This is a genomic window from Variovorax sp. LARHSF232 (assembly GCF_052871435.1).
Genome location: NZ_JBIXJS010000003.1, coordinates 443930 through 463844 on the forward strand (window position 1 = coordinate 443930; position 19915 = coordinate 463844).

Below are 19915 nucleotides of genomic sequence, written 5' to 3' on the forward strand. Positions count from 1 at the left end.
AGTGGCGGCAGTGTCGCTGCCCGGAGATGTCGATGGCTGAACGAAAGCGAATGAACACTGCGAGATGTCCCGTGGCGCGAGCGCTGGACGTCATCGGCGACCGTTGGTCGCTGCTGATAGTGCGAGATGCTTTTGACGGGGTTAGTCGGTTTGGCGACTTTCAAGCGAGCCTGGGCGTAGCTCGCAACATCCTCGCTAGCAGGCTCAAGGCGCTCGTGGAGGAAGGGGTGCTGGAGGCTCAGCCGGCCTCTGACGGCACCGCGTACCAGCAATACGTCCTGACGCCCAAAGGGCAGACGCTCTTCCCTGTCATCGTTGGCTTGAGGCAATGGGGTGAAAGCAACCTCTTTCGCCGCGGGGAGCGTCATTCACGGCTTGTCGAAAGAGCAAGCGGCAAGCCGGTCGCACGCCTAGTGGTCTCTGGTGCCGAGGGGCACGCTCTGGCTTCCGGCGATGTAGTGGTCGTAGAGAAGTAGGGGCTACAGTCGGCCGCAACCGGACATACCCTTCTTCCCCCCATTGCCAGATGACCCGCGCAATTCCAGAACTGCAGACACGGCGGCTGCGCCTCAGGGCCTGGCGCGATGAGGACCTGCCCCTTTTCGCGGAACTGAACGCCGACGGCGAGGTCACGCGCCAGTGCTGGGGACAGGGCTTCGCCACCGAGGCAGCTCGAGCGGCCCTGGAGTTTGGTTTTCGAAACCGTCGACCTGCCCGAAATTGTGGCGTTGACCGTGCCAGGCAACGCACGTTCTCGTGCTGTGATGTCCAAGCTTGGGATGACGCGAGAGGTGTCCGATGACTTCGACCACCCCCTCGTCCCGGCTGGTCACCAGCTGACAAGGCATGTCCTGTATCGCTTATCCAAGAAGCATGGCTTCGGACGAGGGGGCTGCCGCGCCGATGGGCGTGGCAGAACTTGACTCTGTGCGGCCGGTCGCCGAGGCAACGGTCTTCGATGTCGCCTCGTTGAGCAAGCCCGTCGCCGCATACATTGCGCTTCAGCTCGCAGATGGCGGGACTTTCGACCTGGACGAACCTCTGTCCAGAACTGTTCAGAAAGATGTGCCTCCCCAGCTCGCCTCATCGCCCATCACAGCCCGTCATGTATTGACGCACACCTCGGGTCTGCCAAACCTTCGCGGCGATGAGCCGCTGCGGACCTACTTTCCGCCATGCTTCGTATTCCCTTCAGACGACAGCTGGCGACTACGCAAAGTTCATGGTCGCTGTTCTCAACGGCGCGTCGTTGAGCGAGGCGACACGCCACCAGTGGTTGACACCCACAGTGAGAGTGCCCCGAGGGGACGCCACCCACCTAAAGGACAGTCCCCCCAAGACGGAGCGCGACATCGGTTGGGGCCTCGGGTGGGGAGTTGAAGCGACTGACGGCACATTCTTCCAATGGGGAAAAATGGATGGCATCAGGGCCTTCGCAATGGGCAATCCAACGACCCAGTCGGCGGTCGTCCTGCTTACCAACAGCAACCGCGGTCTTCGTTTGATGGACGCGGCGGCCGTCTTTTTGCATGTCCGCAAACGGCCAGCGCGGCGGCGCAATACAACCGACCATGAGTCTTTCTTGTGCCACCGCTATGACCTCCAAGCTTCCTCGTTCATTCGCCGTGCTTACCGGCGCAAACCTCGTGGCCCAGTTGGCTGAGCAGTTGAGCCTTGCGGCCGTGCCCATGATCGCGGTGCTCTTGCTCGACGCGGGGCCGGGCGAAATCGGCCTGTTGGCCGCGGTCCAGACTCTCCCCTTCCTGTTGCTCTCGCTGCCGCTGGGCTTGATGGTCGACCGCATGCCGCGGCGCCGTCTCATGATGGCGGCCGAGATGTTGCGCGCTGCATCGCTATTGGCGTTGCTAGCCGCGGTGCTAACGGGCTTTCTGTCGATAGGCTGCCTCGCAGTTTTGGGCTTCGTCGGCGCTGTGGGAACAGTGGCTTTCAGCGTCGCCGCACCAGCCTTGGTGCCCGCGCTGGTGCCGCGCGCAGCGCTGGCGCAGGCCAACGGACGGCTTGAGCTAGCGCGCAGTGCAGCCTATGTCGGCGGGCCGGCGCTCGGTGGGGCACTGGTGTCATGGGCCGGTGCGTCAGCGACTTTCGTGCTGGCGTCGGTGATGTCACTCGCGGCAATCGCGTTGCTGTGGCGGCTTAGCGAACCGCTGCTGGCGTCACGCGCCGCACGCCATCCTTTGCGCGAAGTGCAGGACGGCGCACTCTTCGTCTGGCGCAACTCGATGCTGCGGTCCATACTGCTGACCGCCGCGGTTTGGAACATTGCCTGGTTCGTCTTGCAAGCAGCCTATGTTCCTTATGCGATGCGGGTGCTCGGCCTAGGCGCCGATGTGGTCGGTGTAACGCTGGGTGCCTTCGGCGCAGGCATGGTGGTTGGCGCGCTGCTGGCACCGCGCATCGTGCAAGTTATGCCCTTCGGGCGCGCCATCCAAATAGGGCCGGTGGTTTCAATGTTCGCGGCCGCAGTGATGGTCTCAACGCTCGTCATGCCGAGCGCCTGGGTGGCTGGACTATCCTTCTTTTTGTTCGGTGCCGGGCCGATCGTATGGACCATCACCTCTACGACGCTGCGCCAGAGCCTTACACCCGTCGCGATGCTCGGACGCGTGGGTGCCTTGTTCCTTACGGTGAATGCCGGCGCCCGGCCAATGGGCGCTGCGCTTGGCGGGGTGATCGGCGGGCGCTGGGGCGAGGCTGCTTGCCTGTGGCTAGCGCTGGGGGGCTTCGCGCTGCAAGCGCTGCTGATCATGCGGTCACAGCTGAGCTCGCTACAGCGCTTGCCCGAAGCCGTGGCTTAGTCAGTCTGGACAGCGTGCGCACGCCCATCACGACTGCTTAGCCGCTTCGGGCCCTGAGCTCGCCCAGCGGTGACGGGCTACAGTCGGCCATGAGCGGAAGGTCGGACCGCCCGCCGGAAAGCAGTCGCTCGCAGCCGCGGGCCCAGCTCATTGACGCACTCGAGCGGTCGAGCGCTCACGCCTCGGTGCTTCGCGAGAGCAGGATAGGCAGCAAAGGGATAGCGGCGTAGCATCGCCGTTCTATCAAAGGGCAGCGCCCGAGGAGGTACTGTGCTGCGGAAAACTGTGCTTGCGCTTGCCTTCGTTCTTGGCATCTGGTCGATTGCGGTGCCACTCGCCGCAGAGGCTCAGCAGGCACGGCGGGTATACAAGATTGGCGTTCTCAGCCTCACCATGTTCGACGGCACGACGCTTGCCAAGGTGGTGGTGGAGGGACTCGGTAGGCGCGGCTACGTTGTCGGACGAGACATTGTCATCGAGGACAAGTCCGCCGATGGGAAGGCAGATCGGCTGCCGGCGCTTGCCTCGGAGCTCGTGGGCCTCAAGGTTGATCTCATTGTTGCGGGCGCGGCTGTGGCCATTCGCGCTGCTCACGACGCTACAACGACGATCCCGATCGTCATGGCATTCAGTGGTGAGGACCCCGTTAAGAGCGGGTTCGTGGCCAGCCTGGGGCGGCCTGGCGGCAATGTGACCGGGGTAACCGCGGTCGCGCGCGACTTGGCCCCGAAAACGCTCGAGCTACTCCGCGATGCCGTGCCTGGGCTTACGCGGGTCGCGGTCCTGACCAATCCCGCCAGGCCAGAACACGCCGAGTATTTGCGCATCGTCCAGGCGGTACGGCCGCAGATTGTGCAGCTGCAGGTGTTGGAAGCCGCGGGGCCCGATCAATACGATGCGGCGTTTGCAGCAATGACGCAACAGCGCGCCGAAGGACTCGTCATCTTCGGAGATGTGATGTTTACGCGTGATTCCGAACGGCTGGCCGAGCTCGCGCGGGTGCATGCGTTGCCATCCGCATATTTGCACAGGGCATTTGTTGTCGCTGGTGGACTGATGGCTTACGGCCCCGATCTGCGGCAACTTCTCGATCTCGCCACGGAATACATCGACCAGATCCTCAAGGGCGCGAATCCAGGCTCGTTGCCCGTGCAGCAACCAACAACGTTCAAACTGGCTATCAACATCAAGACCGCGAAGGCGCTCGGGCTGTCGATTCCGCAATCGCTACGCCTGCGGGTGGACGAGGTAATTGAATGATTGGACGTCGCCAATCGGTTTGGTCTAGCTCATATTGCGGGTATCTGCTTCGGCTATGCGACCGGCCGAGATGGGCCGAAGCTCCTAGCCGGCGACCGGCTACAGTCGGCCAAAAAGCGGTCCTTACCGTCGTGGCTCTACATCACAAGAATCAACGCCTCAGAGAATCAGAATGCGCTTCTTCCGGGTAGTCCTCGCAATCGCGGCTGTGTCCGGGCTCGCGTCCGGCCCCTGGGCACTCGATGCCGCGGCGGCCAGCAATCCGCCGCTCCACTGGCAAGACGTTTCGCTGATATTCGCGGGCAGCGCTGCCAGCCTTCCATTGATTCTTGGACTCCAGGCATCCTTGGGCAACGACAAGGCTGTCCGTGTGGGCTGGCACTTCTTTCTATTGGGCGCGGTCAACTTCTTCGCGACCGGAATCTCGACCGCAGGGGTGGCACTCGCGAGCGCCGCGATTTCGCCACATTCGCTGCTGTTTCTCGCGATGGGCTCCGGGCTTCTGGTTGGTGTGGCGGGAAGCAGAGTGCTCTTCGCCTCCAAATTCGCAAAGGCTTAGCGGAGCCGGATACGGGCCAGGAGCGGACCATCGCGGCTGGCCGCGCTCGGAAACTGGAGTCCTGGTTTTGACGGCTGCCCGCCGCGATGCGCGGCTTTGCGTCAGAGAGCGGCGATTTCAGAGGAGCACACCATGCAAATACGTGACTGGATACAGGCAGCGGTGGTCGGGCTGTACATCGGCGGCTGCGCGGGAATGCAGGAGGGAGTGAACCAGGAGACGAGAGCCGCGGTGGCACCAACGGGCACGCTTCGAGTCGCATTTCTCCTCGGGCCGATTTATGCGAGCAAGGATTCAGCGACCGGCGAACTCAAAGGCGTTGCAGTCGACCTCGGAAAGGAGCTCGCGCGCCGCGTTGGCGTGCCGTTCCAAGCGGTCGTGTATTCCAACCCTCCCGCGCTGATCGGCGGTGCGAAGTCCGGCGAATGGGACGTCGCACTGGCCGGAATCAATGCCGAGCGGGCGGCGGCGATGGAGTTCTCTGCGCCTTACATGGAAGTCGAACAGGGTTACCTCGTCCGCGCCGGTGTCCCTGTCGCCACGGCGGCGGACGTGGACAAGGCGGGGATCCGGATCGGAGTGCTCGAAAAATCCGGCGCAGAGCTCCACCTCTCGAAGACCTTGAAACGCGCCGAGCTGGTCCGAGTCAATAGCCCTGCCGAAAACTTCGCCTTGCTGGATACCGGAAAGGTCGAAGCGATTGCCGCCACCAAGACGGCCCTCTTCGCCGGAGCGACGAGCCGGCCAGGCTCGCGAGTTCTCGAGGGCCGGATCGTCGTGGAGCCGATCGGCATGGGCGTGCCCAAGGGGCGCAGTGCTGCCGCGGCCATGTACGTCGCCAAATACGTCGAGGAGGCGAAGTCGGCGAACCTGGTGGCGGCCGCGATCAAGGGGGCTGGGCTGCGCGGAGTCGCCGTTGCTCCACCCAGGTAGATGCTCTCTAACGGCGCCTTCCCGGAGGTCGAGTGTCTTTCGCAGGAAGTCCGGATCGGCCCCGAAGCGCCAGAGGGGCGCAACCGGCAACAGTCGGGCCAAGACCAGACATGCGCTATCGGCGTCTAGTCCGCGTCTGCCCGTGAAGTCAACGCGTCAAAGCCGCGAGCCTCGAAGGTTGAACTACTTCTTCGGCGCGTCCAACTTGACCTTCGCCGGGCCGACCTCCCCGACATCCGCCCACGCCTTTGCGTCGAAGCGGAACTCGGCGACGGCGCATGTGGGCATGTCGATGACGTCGCTCGACAGCCGGTGCGCGAGGTTGCTGAACTCGGGGTTGTGGCCGAAGAGCATCGCGCGGTCCACCTTGTCATCGAGTGCGCAAATGATAGCGAGCAAGTCGTCCGGGCTGCTGGCGTAGAGCCGTTCATCGACAATGATGTCCTTGCGTTGGTAGCCGATCTCGTCGGCGATGAGTTGCGCCGTCGTCAGCGCGCGCAGTGCGGGGCTCGACACGAGCAGATCGGGCTTGACCCCGCGCTTGCTGAGGCGCTTGCCCATCGCGGGCGCGTCCTGGCGGCCGCGATCGTTCAACGGTCGTTCCCGGTCGGGCAAGGACGGATCGTCGCGACTCGATTTGGCATGCCGCACTAGAAACAGAGTTTTCACGATCAACTTTCGAGCCGATTCAACTCTACACCGGCGTCCCTAGCGGCCAAGAGATTTCTTCACGTCCACTACGGCGCTGAAACGGAATAGTTTGTCGGTACTTTGCGACAGCTTATTTCGGTGAGCGCGTGCGCACTGACTGAGCCTGCGCCAAGAATCGGGCCAGAAGCGGTCCTTCAGTCCGCCAAGATGTAGCTGCCAAGTTCTGTTTGAACCGCGCTGTAGATCTTGTCGATATACGGTGCGTTCCTGGCCCAAATGTGAACGCCTGCAAAGATCACTTTGTCGCCTCTCACCGCTCGTACTGCACCGCGGCACCGTGCATCTGGATTGCTCTTGCCAAACTCTGCCGGTAGCAGCGGATCGCTACTGGATGAGCCGTCCCGCTCGAAAGCACATACCGTGACGAATGGATGACCCGTTGTGGGGTCGAGGGTGCCTCGCACCGCCCAGATGTCCAATTCGTTGGGGCTTGTCGCGGCCCGGATGAGATCGAGCGGATACTTTCCGTGTGCCTTGAGTGAGGCTCCTGCTTCCGGCCAACGCAGTTCGTCGTTGCGGGGCTGGACGCCAAGGGGCTGAAAGGTCGGATAGACCTGAACAAACGTGTCGTAAGGCGGGGAAGCGAGGTGGTCAAGCAACCTATCGCTGCCATCCCAGAAATACGTGGCCGAGAAGGATCTCACCTCTGCGCAGTCTTGCGTATAGCGGATCGCAAAGCGACTCGGAAGTCGTAGCCGCATCGTTCCGCCTTCGGCAACCACTGTTCGGTAGCCGTCTACAGTCGGCACTTCAGTGCACGCGGCCTTGACTTTTCTTTCGCCGCAACCTGCGATGAGCAAGCAAAGGGTCAGCGCGACCAAGTGCAGTCCCCAAGCTACGGTTCCGAGACTGCGTTCTTTCATCTCATTGCCTCTGCCCAGGTTTTGCAAATCGTCAACTCTACCCTTGGACCCTGAACAGCCGCTTTGCGAAGCGTCAGAGTTCCGCTTTGGGCGCCGAAGCCGACAGTTGCCTCGAACATCCGCTTTCGCGAAGGCGCTACGTGCGCAACGGGCCCCTAAGCGGGTGTTCGAAAGGGCACCGGCGGCGCCTCGTTCTGCAACGGCGGCAGGCTCCGCCCCCACGCTTGAAGCTCAAGAGAACATCGCCTACTTCTCCGACGCCAACGGCAGCGCCAGCAACTCCGCATGCCCCACGCGCAGCTTGCTGTGCGCGGCCAATGCCAGGCGCCGCAGCCGCCATCCCAGCACCAGGTCGCGCGCCGCCGGGTCCTGCTCCAGCGCGGCATCGGCCAGGCCGTCGATCATCTGCTGCAGGAGACGAGCGCCGGAGTCGGGGGCCAGCTCCCAGTCGCTGCCCGCCTGCACGCAGCGGTAACCCAGCGCAACCAGGCGCTCGACCGCGCGCGGCACCGCGTTGACGCCCAAGGCCGGCCCGCCGAAGCCCTTGTCGCGCAGCTGATGCGCGGTGAACAGCTGCGTGACCTGCGTGTCGCCGGCGACCACCGGCTGCCAGTCGATGCGTCCATCCACCGTCAAGGCGAACAGCAGGGCGGCGCGAACTTCATGGGCTTTGGTGAGCAAGGCTGCCAGCCAGGACGCCGACACCAGGTCCAGCAGCGCCGCTGCGCTGACCAGGTCGCAGCCATCGAAGGGCAGGGTGTCGAGTTCGTGCACCAGGTCGGCCCGTTGCCAGCTCAGTTCGACGCGCCACTGCTGCTGCGGCCCTTCGATGCACAGGAGGCTGTCGGCGGAGGTCGGCGTTGGCATCTTCAGGCGATGCGTCGTGGCCCATTCGGTCATCACGCGTGGCAGCGCCGCCAGCAGCCGCGCGTCGTGGTCGACCAGGTGCCAGCGCTGCGTGCCGCCCAGGCGTGGGGCCAGCGCGCGCAGGTTGGCGCCGGTGCCGCAGCCCAGGTCCAGCACGCGATAGGGCGTCAACGCATCGCCGCCGTCGTTGTTGCTGCTGCTGCCGGGGCGGCCTTCCGTCAGTGGCAGCAGGTCCAGTGCCGAGCCTTCGCGCGCCGCGCGATCGAAGGGTTCGCGCAGGGCCAGCCATTCGGTGCTGAAGCTCATCGTGTCAAGTTCCTTCCTGATTCAGCGCGTTGCCTTGCAGCAGGACCTGCGCGAAGCGCTCGCTGCTGTGCCGCCAATCGGGCAGCCTGGCGCGCGCCGCCCGCGCGCCGCCGCGCAGTAGCGCACGCCATGGCGTGTCGTCCAGCAGGCGCCGCAAGGCGTCGCGCAGGGCCGGCACATCGCCAGGCGGCACCAGCACGCCGGCCTGTGCCGGCACGGTGTCGGCAATGGCACCGGCGCGCGTGCTGATCACCGGCAAGCCATGGGCGATGGCCTCGGCCAGCGCCATGCCGTAGCCCTCATGGAAAGAGGGCAGGACGAAGGCATCGGCGGCGGCATAGAGTCGGCGCAGCGCTGCTTCGTCCTGTTCGCCGTGCAGCAGCACGCGCTCTTGCAGGCCGTGTGCTTCGATGGCCCGCTTCAAGGATTCGGCGCAGGCCGGGTCCATCGTCAGGCTGCCAGCGCAATGCAGCGTCCAGCGTCGGTCCCGCAGCTCGGCCAGGGCCTCGACCAGCAGCGCATGCCCCTTGCGCGGCGTGACGGTGGCCACGCAAAGCAGGTTGAGCGGCTCGCCAGGCTGGCTGCCCGTGGCCACGGGCGCCGGATCGGTGCCCGGTTCGACCACGTCGATGCGCGCGGCCGGCACGCCGAAGTCGGCCGCCAGGTTGCGCGCGGTGAATGGGCTGGTGACGACCACGCGGCGTGCCGCCTGCAGCGCGTGCCGTTCGCTTTGCTGCAAGGCCTCGCGCTGCATTTCTGATGGGCCCGTTTCCAGCGCCAGTGGGTGATGCACCAGGGCGACCCAGCGCAGCCGTTGTGCATGGGCATGCGCCAGTTCGCCGAGCACGCCGAAGGCCAGTCCATCCACCACTGTCAGCGCGCCGTCGGGCAGGGCCTCGATCACCTGGTGGGCCTGTGCCAGTGCCGCCGCATCCGGCTTCGGAAAGCCCTCGCCCAGCGCATGCACATCCACCTGCCAGCCCAGCGCACGCAGGCCGTCGATGATCTTGCGGTCGTAGGTGTAGCCACCGGTGCGGGTGGCCAGATCGCCCGGCACCAGGACGCTGCAATGGCGATGTTGTTGTTGCGCGGCGCCGGACAAGGTCAAAGCTTTCCTTCGTAGGCCGCCCAGGCCACGTGCGATTCGTTGAGCCGTACACGCATCGAACGGAGGCCCTGCGCATGCGGCCCCAACTCGCCGACCGCGGCGCGGGTGGCGATGCGGTCGAAGATCACCTTGGCCAAAAATTCGGTGGTGGTGTTCTGGCCGGCAAAGGCCGGGTCCTCGTCCAGGTTGCGCAGGTTCAGTTCGGCCAGCACGGTATGCAGCACTTCGGTGGCGCGCGCGATGTCGACCACCATGCCGTCGGCATCCAGCGCCTCGCGCCGGAACTCCAGGTCGACCACGTAGGTGGCGCCGTGCATGCGCTGGGCCGGGCCGAAGGCTTCGCCGCGGAAGCTGTGGGCAATCATGAAATGGTCGCGGACGTTGACGCTGTACATGCGGGAGTTGCTCCTTCGGTAGTCAAGAAGAAAGGGGATAGTCGATGCGCTGGCACAGCGTATCCGGTGCGCCCTGGGCCAGGCGGGCCAGCACGGCGGGCAGTTCGTCAAAGGGCGCGCTGCCGGTGACGAGCGCGTCCAGTGCTTGTCCGTCGCGCAGCAGTCCCAGCGCCAGGGCCAGGCGGCGTGCGTGGCTCCAGCGCGCGCGCTGGGCACTGGCGACGTGGCCCACCTGCGAGCTCTTGAGCGTGAGCCGCCGCGCATGAAAGGCCTCGCCCAGCGGCACGTTCACCGGCTGCTGGCCGTACCAGCTGAGTTCCAGCACCGTGGCTTCGAAGGCGGCCAGCCGCAGCGCGCTGGCCAGGCCCTCGGCGTGGCCGCTGGCATGGATCACCAGGTCGGCTTCCGGCGTGGCGGCATCCGGCGTAGCGAAGGCCAGGCCCAGGCGGGCGGCGACGGCGGCGCGCGGCGCATGCGTGTCGATCAGTTCCACCTGGCAGCCGGGCAGGCGCGATGCCAGCCAGGCCACCAGCAGGCCGACCACGCCACCGCCCACCACCGCGATCCGATCGCCCAGTCGAGGCGCCGCGTCCCACAAGGCATTGACGGCGGTTTCCATGTTGGCGGCCAGCACCGCGCGCTCAGGCGGCAGGCCCTCGGGCAGCGGATGCACTGCATCGGCAGGCACGATGTAGCGCGTCTGGTGCGGGTAAAGGCAGAACACCGGCCTGTGCATCAGGTGCGCAGGCCCGTGCTCGACGATACCCACGCTGGCATAGCCGTATTTCACCGGCGCCGGAAACTCGCCGTCCTGGAAGGGCGCGCGCATGCGCTGGTGCTCGCTGGGTGGCACCAGGCCGCGAAACACCAGGAGCTCGGTGCCGCGGCTGATGCCGCTGTGCAGCGCGCGCACCTGCACCTCGGCCGGGCCGGGCGCCGACGGCAAGGGCGCGGGCCGGATCTCGGCCCGGCCGGACGCGGCGATCCAGCAAGCCCGGGCCTGCGCGCGAGAGTCGTCGGAAGGATATGCTGGCATGCGCCTTCTTCTTTCCAATTGGGTGACCTGAAGCGATCTTAGGCCGATGCGTGGACGACCTGCTTTGACGACCGATGGCGATGCCCTGGCGGCGCTGCGGCGCGACGCCGGGCGCGAGGCGCTGGCCTGCCTGCTGCTGCTGGGACTGGCGGCCGCCGGCCTGGTGCTGACGGGGGCGTTGGCGCACTGGTTCGTGCTCAAGGCGCTGGCCGTTTTCCTGCTCGGTTGCGCGGCGATCCTGCATGGCTTGAAGCGGCACGTGCCGCATGCACGTTTTGGCGCCGCGAACCGCGTGACGCTGGCGCGCCTGGCGCTGATCGCGCTGCTGGCCGGTGGCGTCGGCGAGCCGCTGCCCGACCCGGTCGGCATGGCCTGGGGCACCGTGGTGCTGGCGACCGTGGCCGCGCTGCTCGATGCGCTGGACGGCCCCTTGGCGCGTGCCCGGGGCCTGGCCAGCGACTTCGGCGCGCGCTTCGACATGGAAAGCGATGCGCTCCTCGTGCTGGTGCTGAGCCTCTTGGTGTGGCAGTTCGAGAAAGCTGGCGCCTGGGTGATCGGGGCCGGGCTGGCGCGCTATGCCTTCGTGCTGGCCGGCAAGGCCTGGCCCTGGCTCGCGCGCGGGTTGCCGCCAAGCACGCGGCGCAAGGCGGTGTGCGTGGTGCAAATCACTTGCCTGATCGTCTGCCTGGGCCCGATCATCACGCGACCCTGGAGCCAGGCCATCGCGGCGGCGAGCCTGGCGCTGCTCTTCTATTCCTTTGCCGCCGACCTGCTGTGGCTCGCCCGCCGGCGCGGCCTGCCGATGGAGACCATCAAATGAAAGCTCTTGCGCCAGCCCGCCTGCCGGGCGCTCTCGCTTTTTGCCTCACCATGCTCGCTGCATTGCCCGCGCGCGCCGAACCGCAGCCCTACGAGCTGGACCCGGAGCACATCAGCATGGGCTTCCTGGTCGAGCACCTGGGCTATGCCAAGGTGCTGGGCATGTTCCGCGCGGTGCGTGGCAGCTACAGCTTCGACGAAGGCAGCGGCGCCTTGAGCAACGTGCGCATCGAGGTCGATACGCAGAGCGTGTTCACCAGCCACGCCAAGCGCGACCAGCATCTGAAGAGCGCCGACTTTCTGAACGCCGCCGAGTTTCCGCGCATGGTGTTCACCGCCGCCAACGCCAAGCGCACCGGCGATCGCAGCTTCGAGATTCCCGGCCAGTTGGAGCTCTTGGGCCGCAGCCAGCCGCTGACCTTGACCGCCACCTGGAACAAGAGCGGCGTCTCGCCCCTGGACAAGACCTACGTGATGGGCGTGTCGGCGCGCGGCAGCTTCAAGCGCAGCAGCTATGGCATGAAATACGGCGTCGACAACGGCTGGGTCGGCGACGAGGTGCCGCTCATCATCGAGTTCGAGGCCAAGAGGAAATGAATTCGAATGGGGTGCTGCTGCGGCCGGCGCTTGCGCTGCTGCTGCTCAACGCCCTGCTGACGCTGGAGAACCTCTGGCCGACCTTGTGGCCGCGCCTGTCGCCGCGACTGTCCTTCGAGCTGGCGATGGCGTTGCTGGCGCTCACCGCCTTCATCGCCTGGCGCGGCTTACCCGGCGTGCGCTGGCTGCGCGGCCTGGCCGCGCTCACGGCCGTGTGGATCGTGGCGCGCTACCTGCAAGTGACGGTAGCCGCGGTGTTCGGCCGGCCGCTCAATTTGTACTGGGACAGCCGGCATCTCTTCGAGTTGCTGCGCATGGGCGAGTTCGCGGCCTGGCAGATCGCGCTGGTGGCGCTGTTGCTGCTGGCCGTTGCGCTTCTGCTCTATGCCTTGGCCTTGTGCTGCTGGCGCGCCATTGCCAAGGCCCTCTTGCAGATGCCGCGCGCGCGGCCCGCCGTCGGCCTGGCCGGCGTCGCGCTGCTGGCCGCCTTCTCGGTGCATGGCATCGACGGGCGCGACACGCGCTTCTTCTTTTCGCTGCCGGTCGCGCCCGCGTTGGTGCGCCAGGCCGAGCTGCTGGCAACACAGATGTGGCCCGGGGCGGCGGCGACGCAGCTGTCGGCCAGTCCGGATTTCGCAGCCCGCCGGCTGGACGGCCTGGGCGGGGCCGACGTGCTGCTGATCTTTGCCGAGTCCTATGGCGCCAGCACGCTGGACGATCCGCGCCAGGCGGCAGCCCTGGCGCCCGCCCGCGCGCAGCTGGCGCAGGCGCTGGCGGCCGGTGGGCGCCAGGTGGTGTCGGCCCGGGTGCGCTCGCCCACCTTCGGCGGTGCCTCCTGGCTGGCCCATGCGGCGCTGCTGGCCGGGGTCGACACGCAGGATCCTGGCGCCTACGAGCTGCTGCTGGCCACCGGGCGTCCCAGCCTGGTGAGCCATTTCAAGTCGGCCGGCTGGCGCACCGTGAGCTGGATGCCGGGCCTGCAGCGTCCCTGGCCGGAAGGCAATTTCTATGGCTTCGAGCGCTATGCCGACGCGGACAGCACCGGCTATGCGGGCGCCCCGCTGGGCTACTGGCGCATTCCCGACCAGGCCTCGATGGCGCTGCTGCATGCACAGGAACTGGCCGCGCCGCGCGCTGGGCGTGCGCCGCGCTTCATCGTCTTTCCCACCTTGAGCAGCCATGCGCCCTTCCGGCCGGTTGCGCCTTTCGTGGATGACTGGGCCAGGCTGCTGCGTGCCGACGCCTACAGCCCGGCGCAGATCGACCAGGCGCTGGCCAGGCCGGCGGAGTGGTCGCAGCCGGCCGCGGCCTATCTGCATTCGCTGAAATACACCTTCCGATGGCTGGGCAGCTACCTGGCCGGGCCGGCGCCGGCCCAGTTGCTCACCATCGTGATCGGCGACCACCAGCCGTTGGCCGCGGTGAGCGGCGCCGGCGCATCGTGGGACGTGCCGGTGCACGTGATCAGCGCCGACACCAGGCTGCTGCAGCGCTTCGAGGCGCTCGGTTTCGCGCCGGGGCTCATGCCGCCGGCGCAGGCGGCCGGCAGCATGCATGGCCTGACGCCGCTGATGCTGGCGGCTTTCGATGCGCGGGCGGTGGCCACGTCTGCAGGCGAATAGCGTCCTCGGCAAAATGCGCCGCATGCCGACAACAACACCTCACCACCCGCACCAGGCCGATTCCCGCTACGCCGCCTTCCGGCTGCTGCTGACCATGCTGCTCATGACCGTGGGCAGCAGCGGCATGTACGTGGTGGCGGTGATGTTGCCCGCGGTACAGGCGGACTTCGGCATCGAGCGCGCCGATGCCTCGCTGCCCTACACCCTGCTGATGATCGGCTTCGGCATCGGCGGCGTGCTGATGGGTCGGCTCGCCGATCGCTTCGGCGTGATGTGGCCGCTGCTGCTGGGCGCGCTCGGCATCGGCCTGGGCTATGCGGCCAGCGGCCTGGCCGGCAGCATCCTCAGCTTTGCCCTGGTGCAGGGCGTGCTGGTCGGCATGCTGGGCAGCGCTGCCTTCTTCGCGCCGCTGGTGGCCGACACCTCGCTGTGGTTCGTCAAGCGGCGCGGCATTGCGGTGGCGATGTGCGCCAGCGGCAACTACATTGCCGGCGCGGTGTGGCCGCCGATCGTCCAGCACTTCATCGAGACGGCCGGCTGGCGCTCTACCTACATCGGGCTGGGCATCTTCAGCGGCCTGGCGATCGCGTTGCTGGCGCTTGGCATGCGCGCGCGGCCGCCGGCCCTGGTGACCACCGCGGCGGCGGGCATGCCGGCGCTGCCGGGTGCCGATGCGCGGCCTTTTGGCCTGCGCATGGGTGCGGCGCAGGGCCTTCTGTGCGTGGCCGGCGTGGCCTGCTGCGTGGCCATGTCGATGCCGCAGGTGCACATCGTCGCCTACTGCGCCGACCTCGGCCTGGGCGCTGCGCGCGGGGCGCAGATGCTGTCGGTGATGCTGGGGTTCGGCATCCTGAGCCGCCTGATCTCGGGCGTCATCTGCGACCGCATCGGGGGCTTGCGCACCTTGCTGCTGGGCTCGGTGCTGCAGTGCATTGCGCTGTTGCTGTTCCTGCCTTTTGATGGGCTGGTGCCGCTGTTCGTGGTGTCGGCGCTGTTCGGCCTGTTCCAGGGCGGCATCGTGCCGTCCTACGCCATCATCGTGCGCGAGTACTTTCCGCCCAGGGAAGCGAGCACGCGCATCGGCGCCGTGATCACGGCCACGCTGCTGGGCATGGCGCTGGGCGGCTGGATGTCGGGCAAGGTGTTCGACCTGACGGGCAGCTACCACGCCGCCTTCATCAACGGCATTGCCTGGAATCTCCTGAACATGACGATTGCCGCCACCTTGCTGATGCGCGTCGGGCGCCGTCGCGTCGGCGCCGTCGCGTCGGTGACATAGGCAAGGGTATTGCCGAGTTCGGAACGAAGGCGGGCCTCGCTATCGTCCCGCCACAGGACAGCCCTGTCTCTGTGGCGACAGGGCCATCCGCATGTCCACCATGCAAGGAGTCGGCCATCGTCTCGCTCGATGCTGTTGCTGCGGTCCGTGCTGATCTGCTCCGCGTCGAGGGGGTGACGGTGCGCTTTGGCGGCATCACGGCGCTCGACGACGTGTCCTTCGCCGTGCCGCAGGGCCACATCGTCGGCCTGATCGGCCCCAACGGCGCCGGCAAGACCACCTTGTTCAACTGCCTCTCGCGCCTGTACAGCTTCAGCCAGGGGCGCATCGAGTTCGAAGGCCGTTCGCTGCTGGACACGCCGGCCCACCGCATCGCGGCGCTGGGCATCGGGCGCACCTTCCAGAACCTGGCCTTGTTCGGCACGATGAGCGTGCGCCAGAACATCATGGTGGGCGGCCATTGCCGCACCCGGAGCGGCTTTCTGGCCAATGCGCTGCACCTGCCATGGGTGCGCCGCGAGGAAGCGGCGCTGGCCGGCCGCGCCGAAGAACTGCTGCAGCTGCTCGAGCTCACCCGCGTGGCCGAGACCCGCGTGATGGATCTGCCCTTCGGCACCCAGAAGCGGGTGGAACTGGGCCGCGCCCTGGCCAGCCAGCCCAAGCTGCTGCTGCTCGACGAGCCGGCTGGCGGCCTCAACCACGAGGAGGTGGGCGGCCTGATGGCGCTCTTGCGCCAGGTGCGCGAGCGCCTGGCCCTCACCATGCTGCTGGTGGAGCACCACATGAACCTGGTGATGCGGGTGTCGGACAAGGTGGTGGCGCTGGATTTCGGCAAGATCATTGCCGACGGCACGCCTGCGCAGGTGCAGGCCGATCCGGACGTGATCCGCGCCTACCTGGGGGAGCCGGGCTGATGGCGCAGATCCTCACGGCCCGCAAGCTGCACGCGCAGTACGGCGCGGTGAAGGTGCTGCACGGCCTGGACTTCGACGTGGAGGAGGGCGGCATCACCACCATCCTGGGTGCCAACGGCGCCGGCAAGACCACCACCTTGCGCGCCGTCTGCGCCATGGTGAAGACCGAGGGCGAGATCCACTTTGGCGGCCAGCGCATCGACGGCCGCGGCACCGAGAACATCGTGCGCCTGGGCGTGGCGCACGTGCCGGACGGGCGTGGCACCTTCACCCACCTGAGCGTGGACGAGAACCTGCGCCTGGGCGCCTACGTGCGACGAGACAAGGCGCAGGTGGAAGAGGATTTCGAGCGCATCTACACCTACTTTCCGCGCCTGCGCGAGCGCCGCCGCCAGCAGGCCGGCACCTTGTCGGGCGGCGAGCAGCAGATGCTGGCGGTGTCGCGCGCCTTGATGCTGCGGCCGCGGCTGATGCTGCTGGACGAGCCCTCCTTCGGCCTGGCGCCGCGCATCGTGCAGGAGATCTTCGAGATCTTTCGCGAGATCAATCGCCGCGACCGCGTGAGCATGCTGCTGGTGGAGCAGAACGCGGCGCTGGCGCTGAAGCTGGCCGATCACGCCTACCTGCTGGAAACCGGCCGTGTCGTGATATCCGGGCCGGCCGATGTCATCCGCAACGACGAGTCGGTGCGGCGCTCCTACTTGGGCTACTGAGCAAGCCATGAACGTCCTCCTGCACCAAGTGCTCTCGGGCCTGGCGACCGGCGGCATCTACGCCAGCGTGGCGCTGGCGCTGGTGATGATCTACCAGGCCACGCACCTGGTGAACTTCGCCCAGGGCGAGCTGGCGATGTTCTCCACCTACATCGCCTGGAGCCTGATGCAGGCGGGCGTGCCCTACTGGGGCGCCTTCTTCCTCACGGTGGCTGCCTCCTTCGTGCTGGGTGCGCTGATCGAGCGGGTGATCGTGCAGCCGGTGGAGAACGCCTCGGTGCTGTCGGTGGTGATCGTCTTCATCGGCCTCCTGGTGATCCTCAACAGCCTGGCCGGCTGGATCTTCAGCTACACCATCAAACCCTTTCCGAGCCCGTTCCCCGCGGCGCCGCTGTTTGGCAACACCTACGTCACCTCGCACGAACTGGGCTCGATCGGCGTCACCCTGGTGGTGCTGCTGCTGGTGTTCGGCTTCTTCCGCTTCACCCCGCTCGGGCTGGCGATGCGGGCGGCGGCGCAGAACCCGGTGTCGAGCCGGCTGGTGGGCATCCGCGTGGGCTGGATGCTGGCGCTGGGCTGGGGCCTGGCGGCGGCCATCGGCGCCATCGCCGGGATCATGGTCGCGCCCATCGTCTTCCTGGAGCCCAACATGATGGCCGGCATCCTGCTCTATGCCTTTGCCGCGGCCCTGCTGGGCGGCATCGACAGCCCCGGCGGCGCGGTGGTCGGCGGCTTCATCGTCGGCGTGCTGGAGAACCTGGTGGGCGCGGTGCTGGGCACCGATCTCAAGCTCACGGTGGCGCTGGTGCTGATCGTCGGCGTGCTGGTGATCCGGCCCTCGGGCCTGTTCGGCAAGGTCCACGTGACCCGGGTATGAACACCGCCACGCCCGACAACGCCCACGACCGCCTGCGCTGGATGTTGCTGGCGCTGGCGCTGGTGCTGGTGGCCGCCTGCGCGCTGCCTTTCGTGGTGAGCAACTACCGGGTGTTCCAGTTCACCCTGGCGCTGGTCTATGCCATTGCGCTCCTGGGCCTGAACATGCTCACGGGCTACAACGGCCAGATCTCGCTGGGCCATGGCGCCTTCTATGCCATCGGCGCTTATGTTGCGGCCATCCTGATGGACAAGTTCGGCGTGCCCTACTGGGCCACCGTGCCGGCGGCCGGCGCGGTGTGCCTGCTGGCCGGCTTCCTGTTCGGCCTGCCGGCGCTGCGGCTGGAAGGGCTGTACCTGGCGCTGGCCACCTTCGCGCTGGGCGTGGCGATGCCGCAGATCCTGAAATACAAGCACCTGGAGCATTGGACCGGCGGCGCCATGGGCATCGTCATCGTCAAGCCCGAGGCGCCCGAATGGAGCGGCCTCACGCAGGACCAGTGGCTCTACTTCGTGGTGCTGGCCTGCCTGCTGCTGCTTTTTGCCGTGGCCTGGAACCTCTTGCGCGGGCGCATCGGCCGCGCCATGGTGGCGATCCGCGACCAGCCGATTGCGGCCCAGGCGATGGGGGTGAACACGGCGATGGTGAAGTCGTTGACTTTCGGCGTGTCGGCGATGTACACCGGCATCGCGGGTGCCTTGGGGGCCATCGTGATCCAGTTCGTCGCGCCGGACTCGTTCAGCGTCTTCCTGTCCATCAGCCTGGTGGTGGGGGTGGTGGTGGGCGGCCTGGCCTCGATCCAGGGCGCGATCTACGGCGCCTTGTTCATCCAGTTCATTCCCAACGTCGCCGACGAGATATCCAAGGCGGCGCCCTGGGCCATCTACGGCGTCTTCCTGATCGCCTTCATGTATCTCATGCCCGCCGGCGTGGCGGGGCTCTTGCGCGCGCTGGCCGCGCGCCTTTCTTCCCGTGAAGTTCGATGACATCGATGAAGGAGACAACCATGAAGTTCAGACCCGATCGTCGCGTCGCGCTGGTCGCCGGCGCCGTCATGCTCGTCCTGGCCGGTGTGCCGGGCCAGGCCCAGCAAAAAGGGAAATACGGGCCCGGGGCCTCGGACACCGAGATCAAGCTCGGCCAGACCATGCCCTACAGCGGCCCCGCCTCGGCCTACGGAACCATCGGCAAGCTCCACACGGCCTATTTCAAGATGCTCAACGAGCAAGGCGGCATCAACGGCCGCAAGATCAACCTGATCAGCCTGGACGACGGCTACAGCCCGCCCAAGGCCGTGGAGCAGGTGCGCAAGCTGGTCGAGCAGGACGAGGTGCTGGCGCTGTTCCAGACGCTGGGCACGCCCAGCAACTCGGCCATCCACAAGTACGTCAATGCGAAGAAGGTGCCGCACCTGTTCCTGGCCACCGGCGCCACCAAGTGGGCCGACCCGAAGAACTATCCGTGGACCATCGGCTTCAACCTCAGCTACCAGGCCGAGGGCGTGATCTACGCCAAGTACCTGATGAAGGAAAAGCCCAACGCGAAGATCGCGATCCTTTATCAGAACGACGACTACGGGAAGGACCTGCTCAAGGGCGTGAAGGACGGCCTGGGCGCCAAGGGCGCGAAGATGATCGTGGCCGAGGCCAGCTACGAAGTGACCGACCCGACGGTGGATTCGCAGATCGTCACCCTGCAGGGCTCGGGCGCCGACACCTTCATCGACATCACCACACCCAAGTTCGCGGCGCAGGCCATCCGCAAGGCCTACGACTCGGGCTGGAAGCCGCTGCACATCATGAACAACGTCGGCGCCTCGGTGGGTTCGGTGCTGGCGCCGGCGGGGCTGGAAAAGTCCGCCGGTCTTTTGACCATGCAGTACTACAAGGACCCGAACGATCCGCAGTGGAAAGATGATCCGGCCATGCTCGAGTGGCGTGCGTTCATGGGCCGCTACTACAAGGAGGGCGATCCCAAGGACACGTCCAACCTCTATGCCTACATCACGGTGCAGACCATGGTGCACGTGCTCAAGCAGTGCGGCAACGACCTGACGCGCGAGAACGTGATGAAGCAGGCGGCCAACATCAAGAACCTGAAGCTGCCGCTGCTGCTGCCGGGCATGTCGATGAACACATCGGCCAACGACTTCTCCCTGTTCAAGCAGGCGCAACTGGCACGGTTCACTGGGACGCAGTGGACGCTGTTTGGGGAGGTGTTGAGTACGGTGGATTGAGCCT

At 66.5% G+C, this 19915-nt stretch carries 21 protein-coding genes and 1 pseudogene; 16 read left to right on the forward strand and 6 right to left on the reverse strand.

Annotated elements, in window-relative coordinates:
* Positions 1–32 precede the first annotated feature (32 nt).
* The 7 genes and pseudogenes from ACIPRI_RS10885 to ACIPRI_RS10915 all read left to right on the forward strand — a co-directional run bounded on the left by ACIPRI_RS10885 (position 33) and on the right by ACIPRI_RS10915 (position 5568).
* Entirely contained in the window at positions 33–476 is a 444-nt protein-coding gene (locus ACIPRI_RS10885; protein WP_446621447.1) for a winged helix-turn-helix transcriptional regulator, read from the forward strand.
* A 427-nt stretch (positions 477–903) separates the two neighbouring features.
* A pseudogene (locus ACIPRI_RS10890) lies at positions 904–1146 on the forward strand (serine hydrolase); the annotation flags it as partial.
* 1 nt (position 1147) lies between these two features.
* Positions 1148–1663: a serine hydrolase gene (locus tag ACIPRI_RS10895; protein WP_446621448.1), complete on the forward strand. Its 516-nt coding sequence runs from the start codon at positions 1148–1150 to the stop codon at positions 1661–1663.
* Complete coding sequence (locus tag ACIPRI_RS10900; protein ID WP_446621449.1) at positions 1572–2816, forward strand: MFS transporter; 1245 nt, start codon at positions 1572–1574, stop codon at positions 2814–2816. Before ACIPRI_RS10895 ends, ACIPRI_RS10900 begins: the two co-directional genes overlap by 92 nt.
* Before the next feature lie 270 nt (positions 2817–3086).
* Positions 3087–4076 carry an ABC transporter substrate-binding protein gene (locus ACIPRI_RS10905; RefSeq protein ID WP_446621450.1) on the forward strand — a complete coding sequence of 330 codons (990 nt, stop codon included), beginning with the start codon at positions 3087–3089 and terminating at the stop codon, positions 4074–4076.
* 172 nt (positions 4077–4248) lie between these two features.
* A complete protein-coding gene (locus ACIPRI_RS10910; protein WP_446621451.1) occupies positions 4249–4635 on the forward strand; it encodes a hypothetical protein in 387 nt (128 codons plus the stop codon).
* A 132-nt stretch (positions 4636–4767) separates the two neighbouring features.
* Entirely contained in the window at positions 4768–5568 is an 801-nt protein-coding gene (locus ACIPRI_RS10915; protein ID WP_446621452.1) for a transporter substrate-binding domain-containing protein, read from the forward strand.
* Between the two features lie 183 nt (positions 5569–5751).
* On the opposite strand, the gene ACIPRI_RS10920 is transcribed toward ACIPRI_RS10915, so the two are convergent.
* From ACIPRI_RS10920 to ACIPRI_RS10945, 6 genes are all read right to left on the reverse strand, one after another.
* Positions 5752–6237, reverse strand: coding sequence for a SixA phosphatase family protein (locus ACIPRI_RS10920; RefSeq protein WP_446621453.1), 486 nt, complete (start codon positions 6235–6237; stop codon positions 5752–5754).
* 176 nt (positions 6238–6413) lie between these two features.
* Positions 6414–7142 carry a hypothetical protein gene (locus ACIPRI_RS10925; RefSeq protein ID WP_446621454.1) on the reverse strand — a complete coding sequence of 243 codons (729 nt, stop codon included), beginning with the start codon at positions 7140–7142 and terminating at the stop codon, positions 6414–6416.
* 246 nt (positions 7143–7388) lie between these two features.
* Positions 7389–8315, reverse strand: coding sequence for a class I SAM-dependent methyltransferase (locus ACIPRI_RS10930; RefSeq protein WP_446621455.1), 927 nt, complete (start codon positions 8313–8315; stop codon positions 7389–7391).
* A 4-nt stretch (positions 8316–8319) separates the two neighbouring features.
* A complete protein-coding gene (locus ACIPRI_RS10935) occupies positions 8320–9423 on the reverse strand; it encodes a glycosyltransferase family 4 protein (RefSeq protein WP_446621456.1) in 1104 nt (367 codons plus the stop codon).
* Positions 9420–9818, reverse strand: a complete 399-nt coding sequence (locus ACIPRI_RS10940) for a 6-pyruvoyl trahydropterin synthase family protein (RefSeq protein WP_446621457.1) — start codon at positions 9816–9818, stop codon at positions 9420–9422. Before ACIPRI_RS10940 ends, ACIPRI_RS10935 begins: the two co-directional genes overlap by 4 nt.
* Before the next feature lie 22 nt (positions 9819–9840).
* Complete coding sequence (locus tag ACIPRI_RS10945) at positions 9841–10854, reverse strand: zinc-dependent alcohol dehydrogenase (RefSeq protein ID WP_446621458.1); 1014 nt, start codon at positions 10852–10854, stop codon at positions 9841–9843.
* 64 nt (positions 10855–10918) lie between these two features.
* Here ACIPRI_RS10945 and ACIPRI_RS10950 point away from each other — a divergent pair, with 64 nt between their 5' ends.
* From ACIPRI_RS10950 to ACIPRI_RS10990, 9 genes are all read left to right on the forward strand, one after another.
* Complete coding sequence (locus tag ACIPRI_RS10950; protein WP_446621459.1) at positions 10919–11674, forward strand: CDP-alcohol phosphatidyltransferase family protein; 756 nt, start codon at positions 10919–10921, stop codon at positions 11672–11674.
* Positions 11671–12270, forward strand: a complete 600-nt coding sequence (locus ACIPRI_RS10955) for a YceI family protein (RefSeq protein WP_446621460.1) — start codon at positions 11671–11673, stop codon at positions 12268–12270. Before ACIPRI_RS10950 ends, ACIPRI_RS10955 begins: the two co-directional genes overlap by 4 nt.
* Positions 12267–13892: a hypothetical protein gene (locus ACIPRI_RS10960; protein WP_446621461.1), complete on the forward strand. Its 1626-nt coding sequence runs from the start codon at positions 12267–12269 to the stop codon at positions 13890–13892. The genes ACIPRI_RS10955 and ACIPRI_RS10960 overlap by 4 nt, the downstream gene beginning before the upstream one ends.
* A 22-nt stretch (positions 13893–13914) precedes the next feature.
* On the forward strand, positions 13915–15171 hold the full coding sequence (locus ACIPRI_RS10965; RefSeq protein ID WP_446621462.1) for an MFS transporter: 1257 nt from the start codon (positions 13915–13917) through the stop codon (positions 15169–15171).
* 173 nt (positions 15172–15344) lie between these two features.
* Positions 15345–16085: an ABC transporter ATP-binding protein gene (locus tag ACIPRI_RS10970; RefSeq protein ID WP_446621463.1), complete on the forward strand. Its 741-nt coding sequence runs from the start codon at positions 15345–15347 to the stop codon at positions 16083–16085.
* On the forward strand, positions 16085–16798 hold the full coding sequence (locus tag ACIPRI_RS10975; protein ID WP_446621464.1) for an ABC transporter ATP-binding protein: 714 nt from the start codon (positions 16085–16087) through the stop codon (positions 16796–16798). The genes ACIPRI_RS10970 and ACIPRI_RS10975 overlap by 1 nt, the downstream gene beginning before the upstream one ends.
* A 7-nt stretch (positions 16799–16805) precedes the next feature.
* Entirely contained in the window at positions 16806–17675 is an 870-nt protein-coding gene (locus ACIPRI_RS10980) for a branched-chain amino acid ABC transporter permease (RefSeq protein WP_446621465.1), read from the forward strand.
* On the forward strand, positions 17672–18661 hold the full coding sequence (locus ACIPRI_RS10985) for a branched-chain amino acid ABC transporter permease (RefSeq protein WP_446621466.1): 990 nt from the start codon (positions 17672–17674) through the stop codon (positions 18659–18661). The genes ACIPRI_RS10980 and ACIPRI_RS10985 overlap by 4 nt, the downstream gene beginning before the upstream one ends.
* Positions 18662–18681: 20 nt before the next feature.
* Entirely contained in the window at positions 18682–19911 is a 1230-nt protein-coding gene (locus tag ACIPRI_RS10990) for an ABC transporter substrate-binding protein (protein ID WP_446621467.1), read from the forward strand.
* Positions 19912–19915 lie beyond the last annotated feature (4 nt).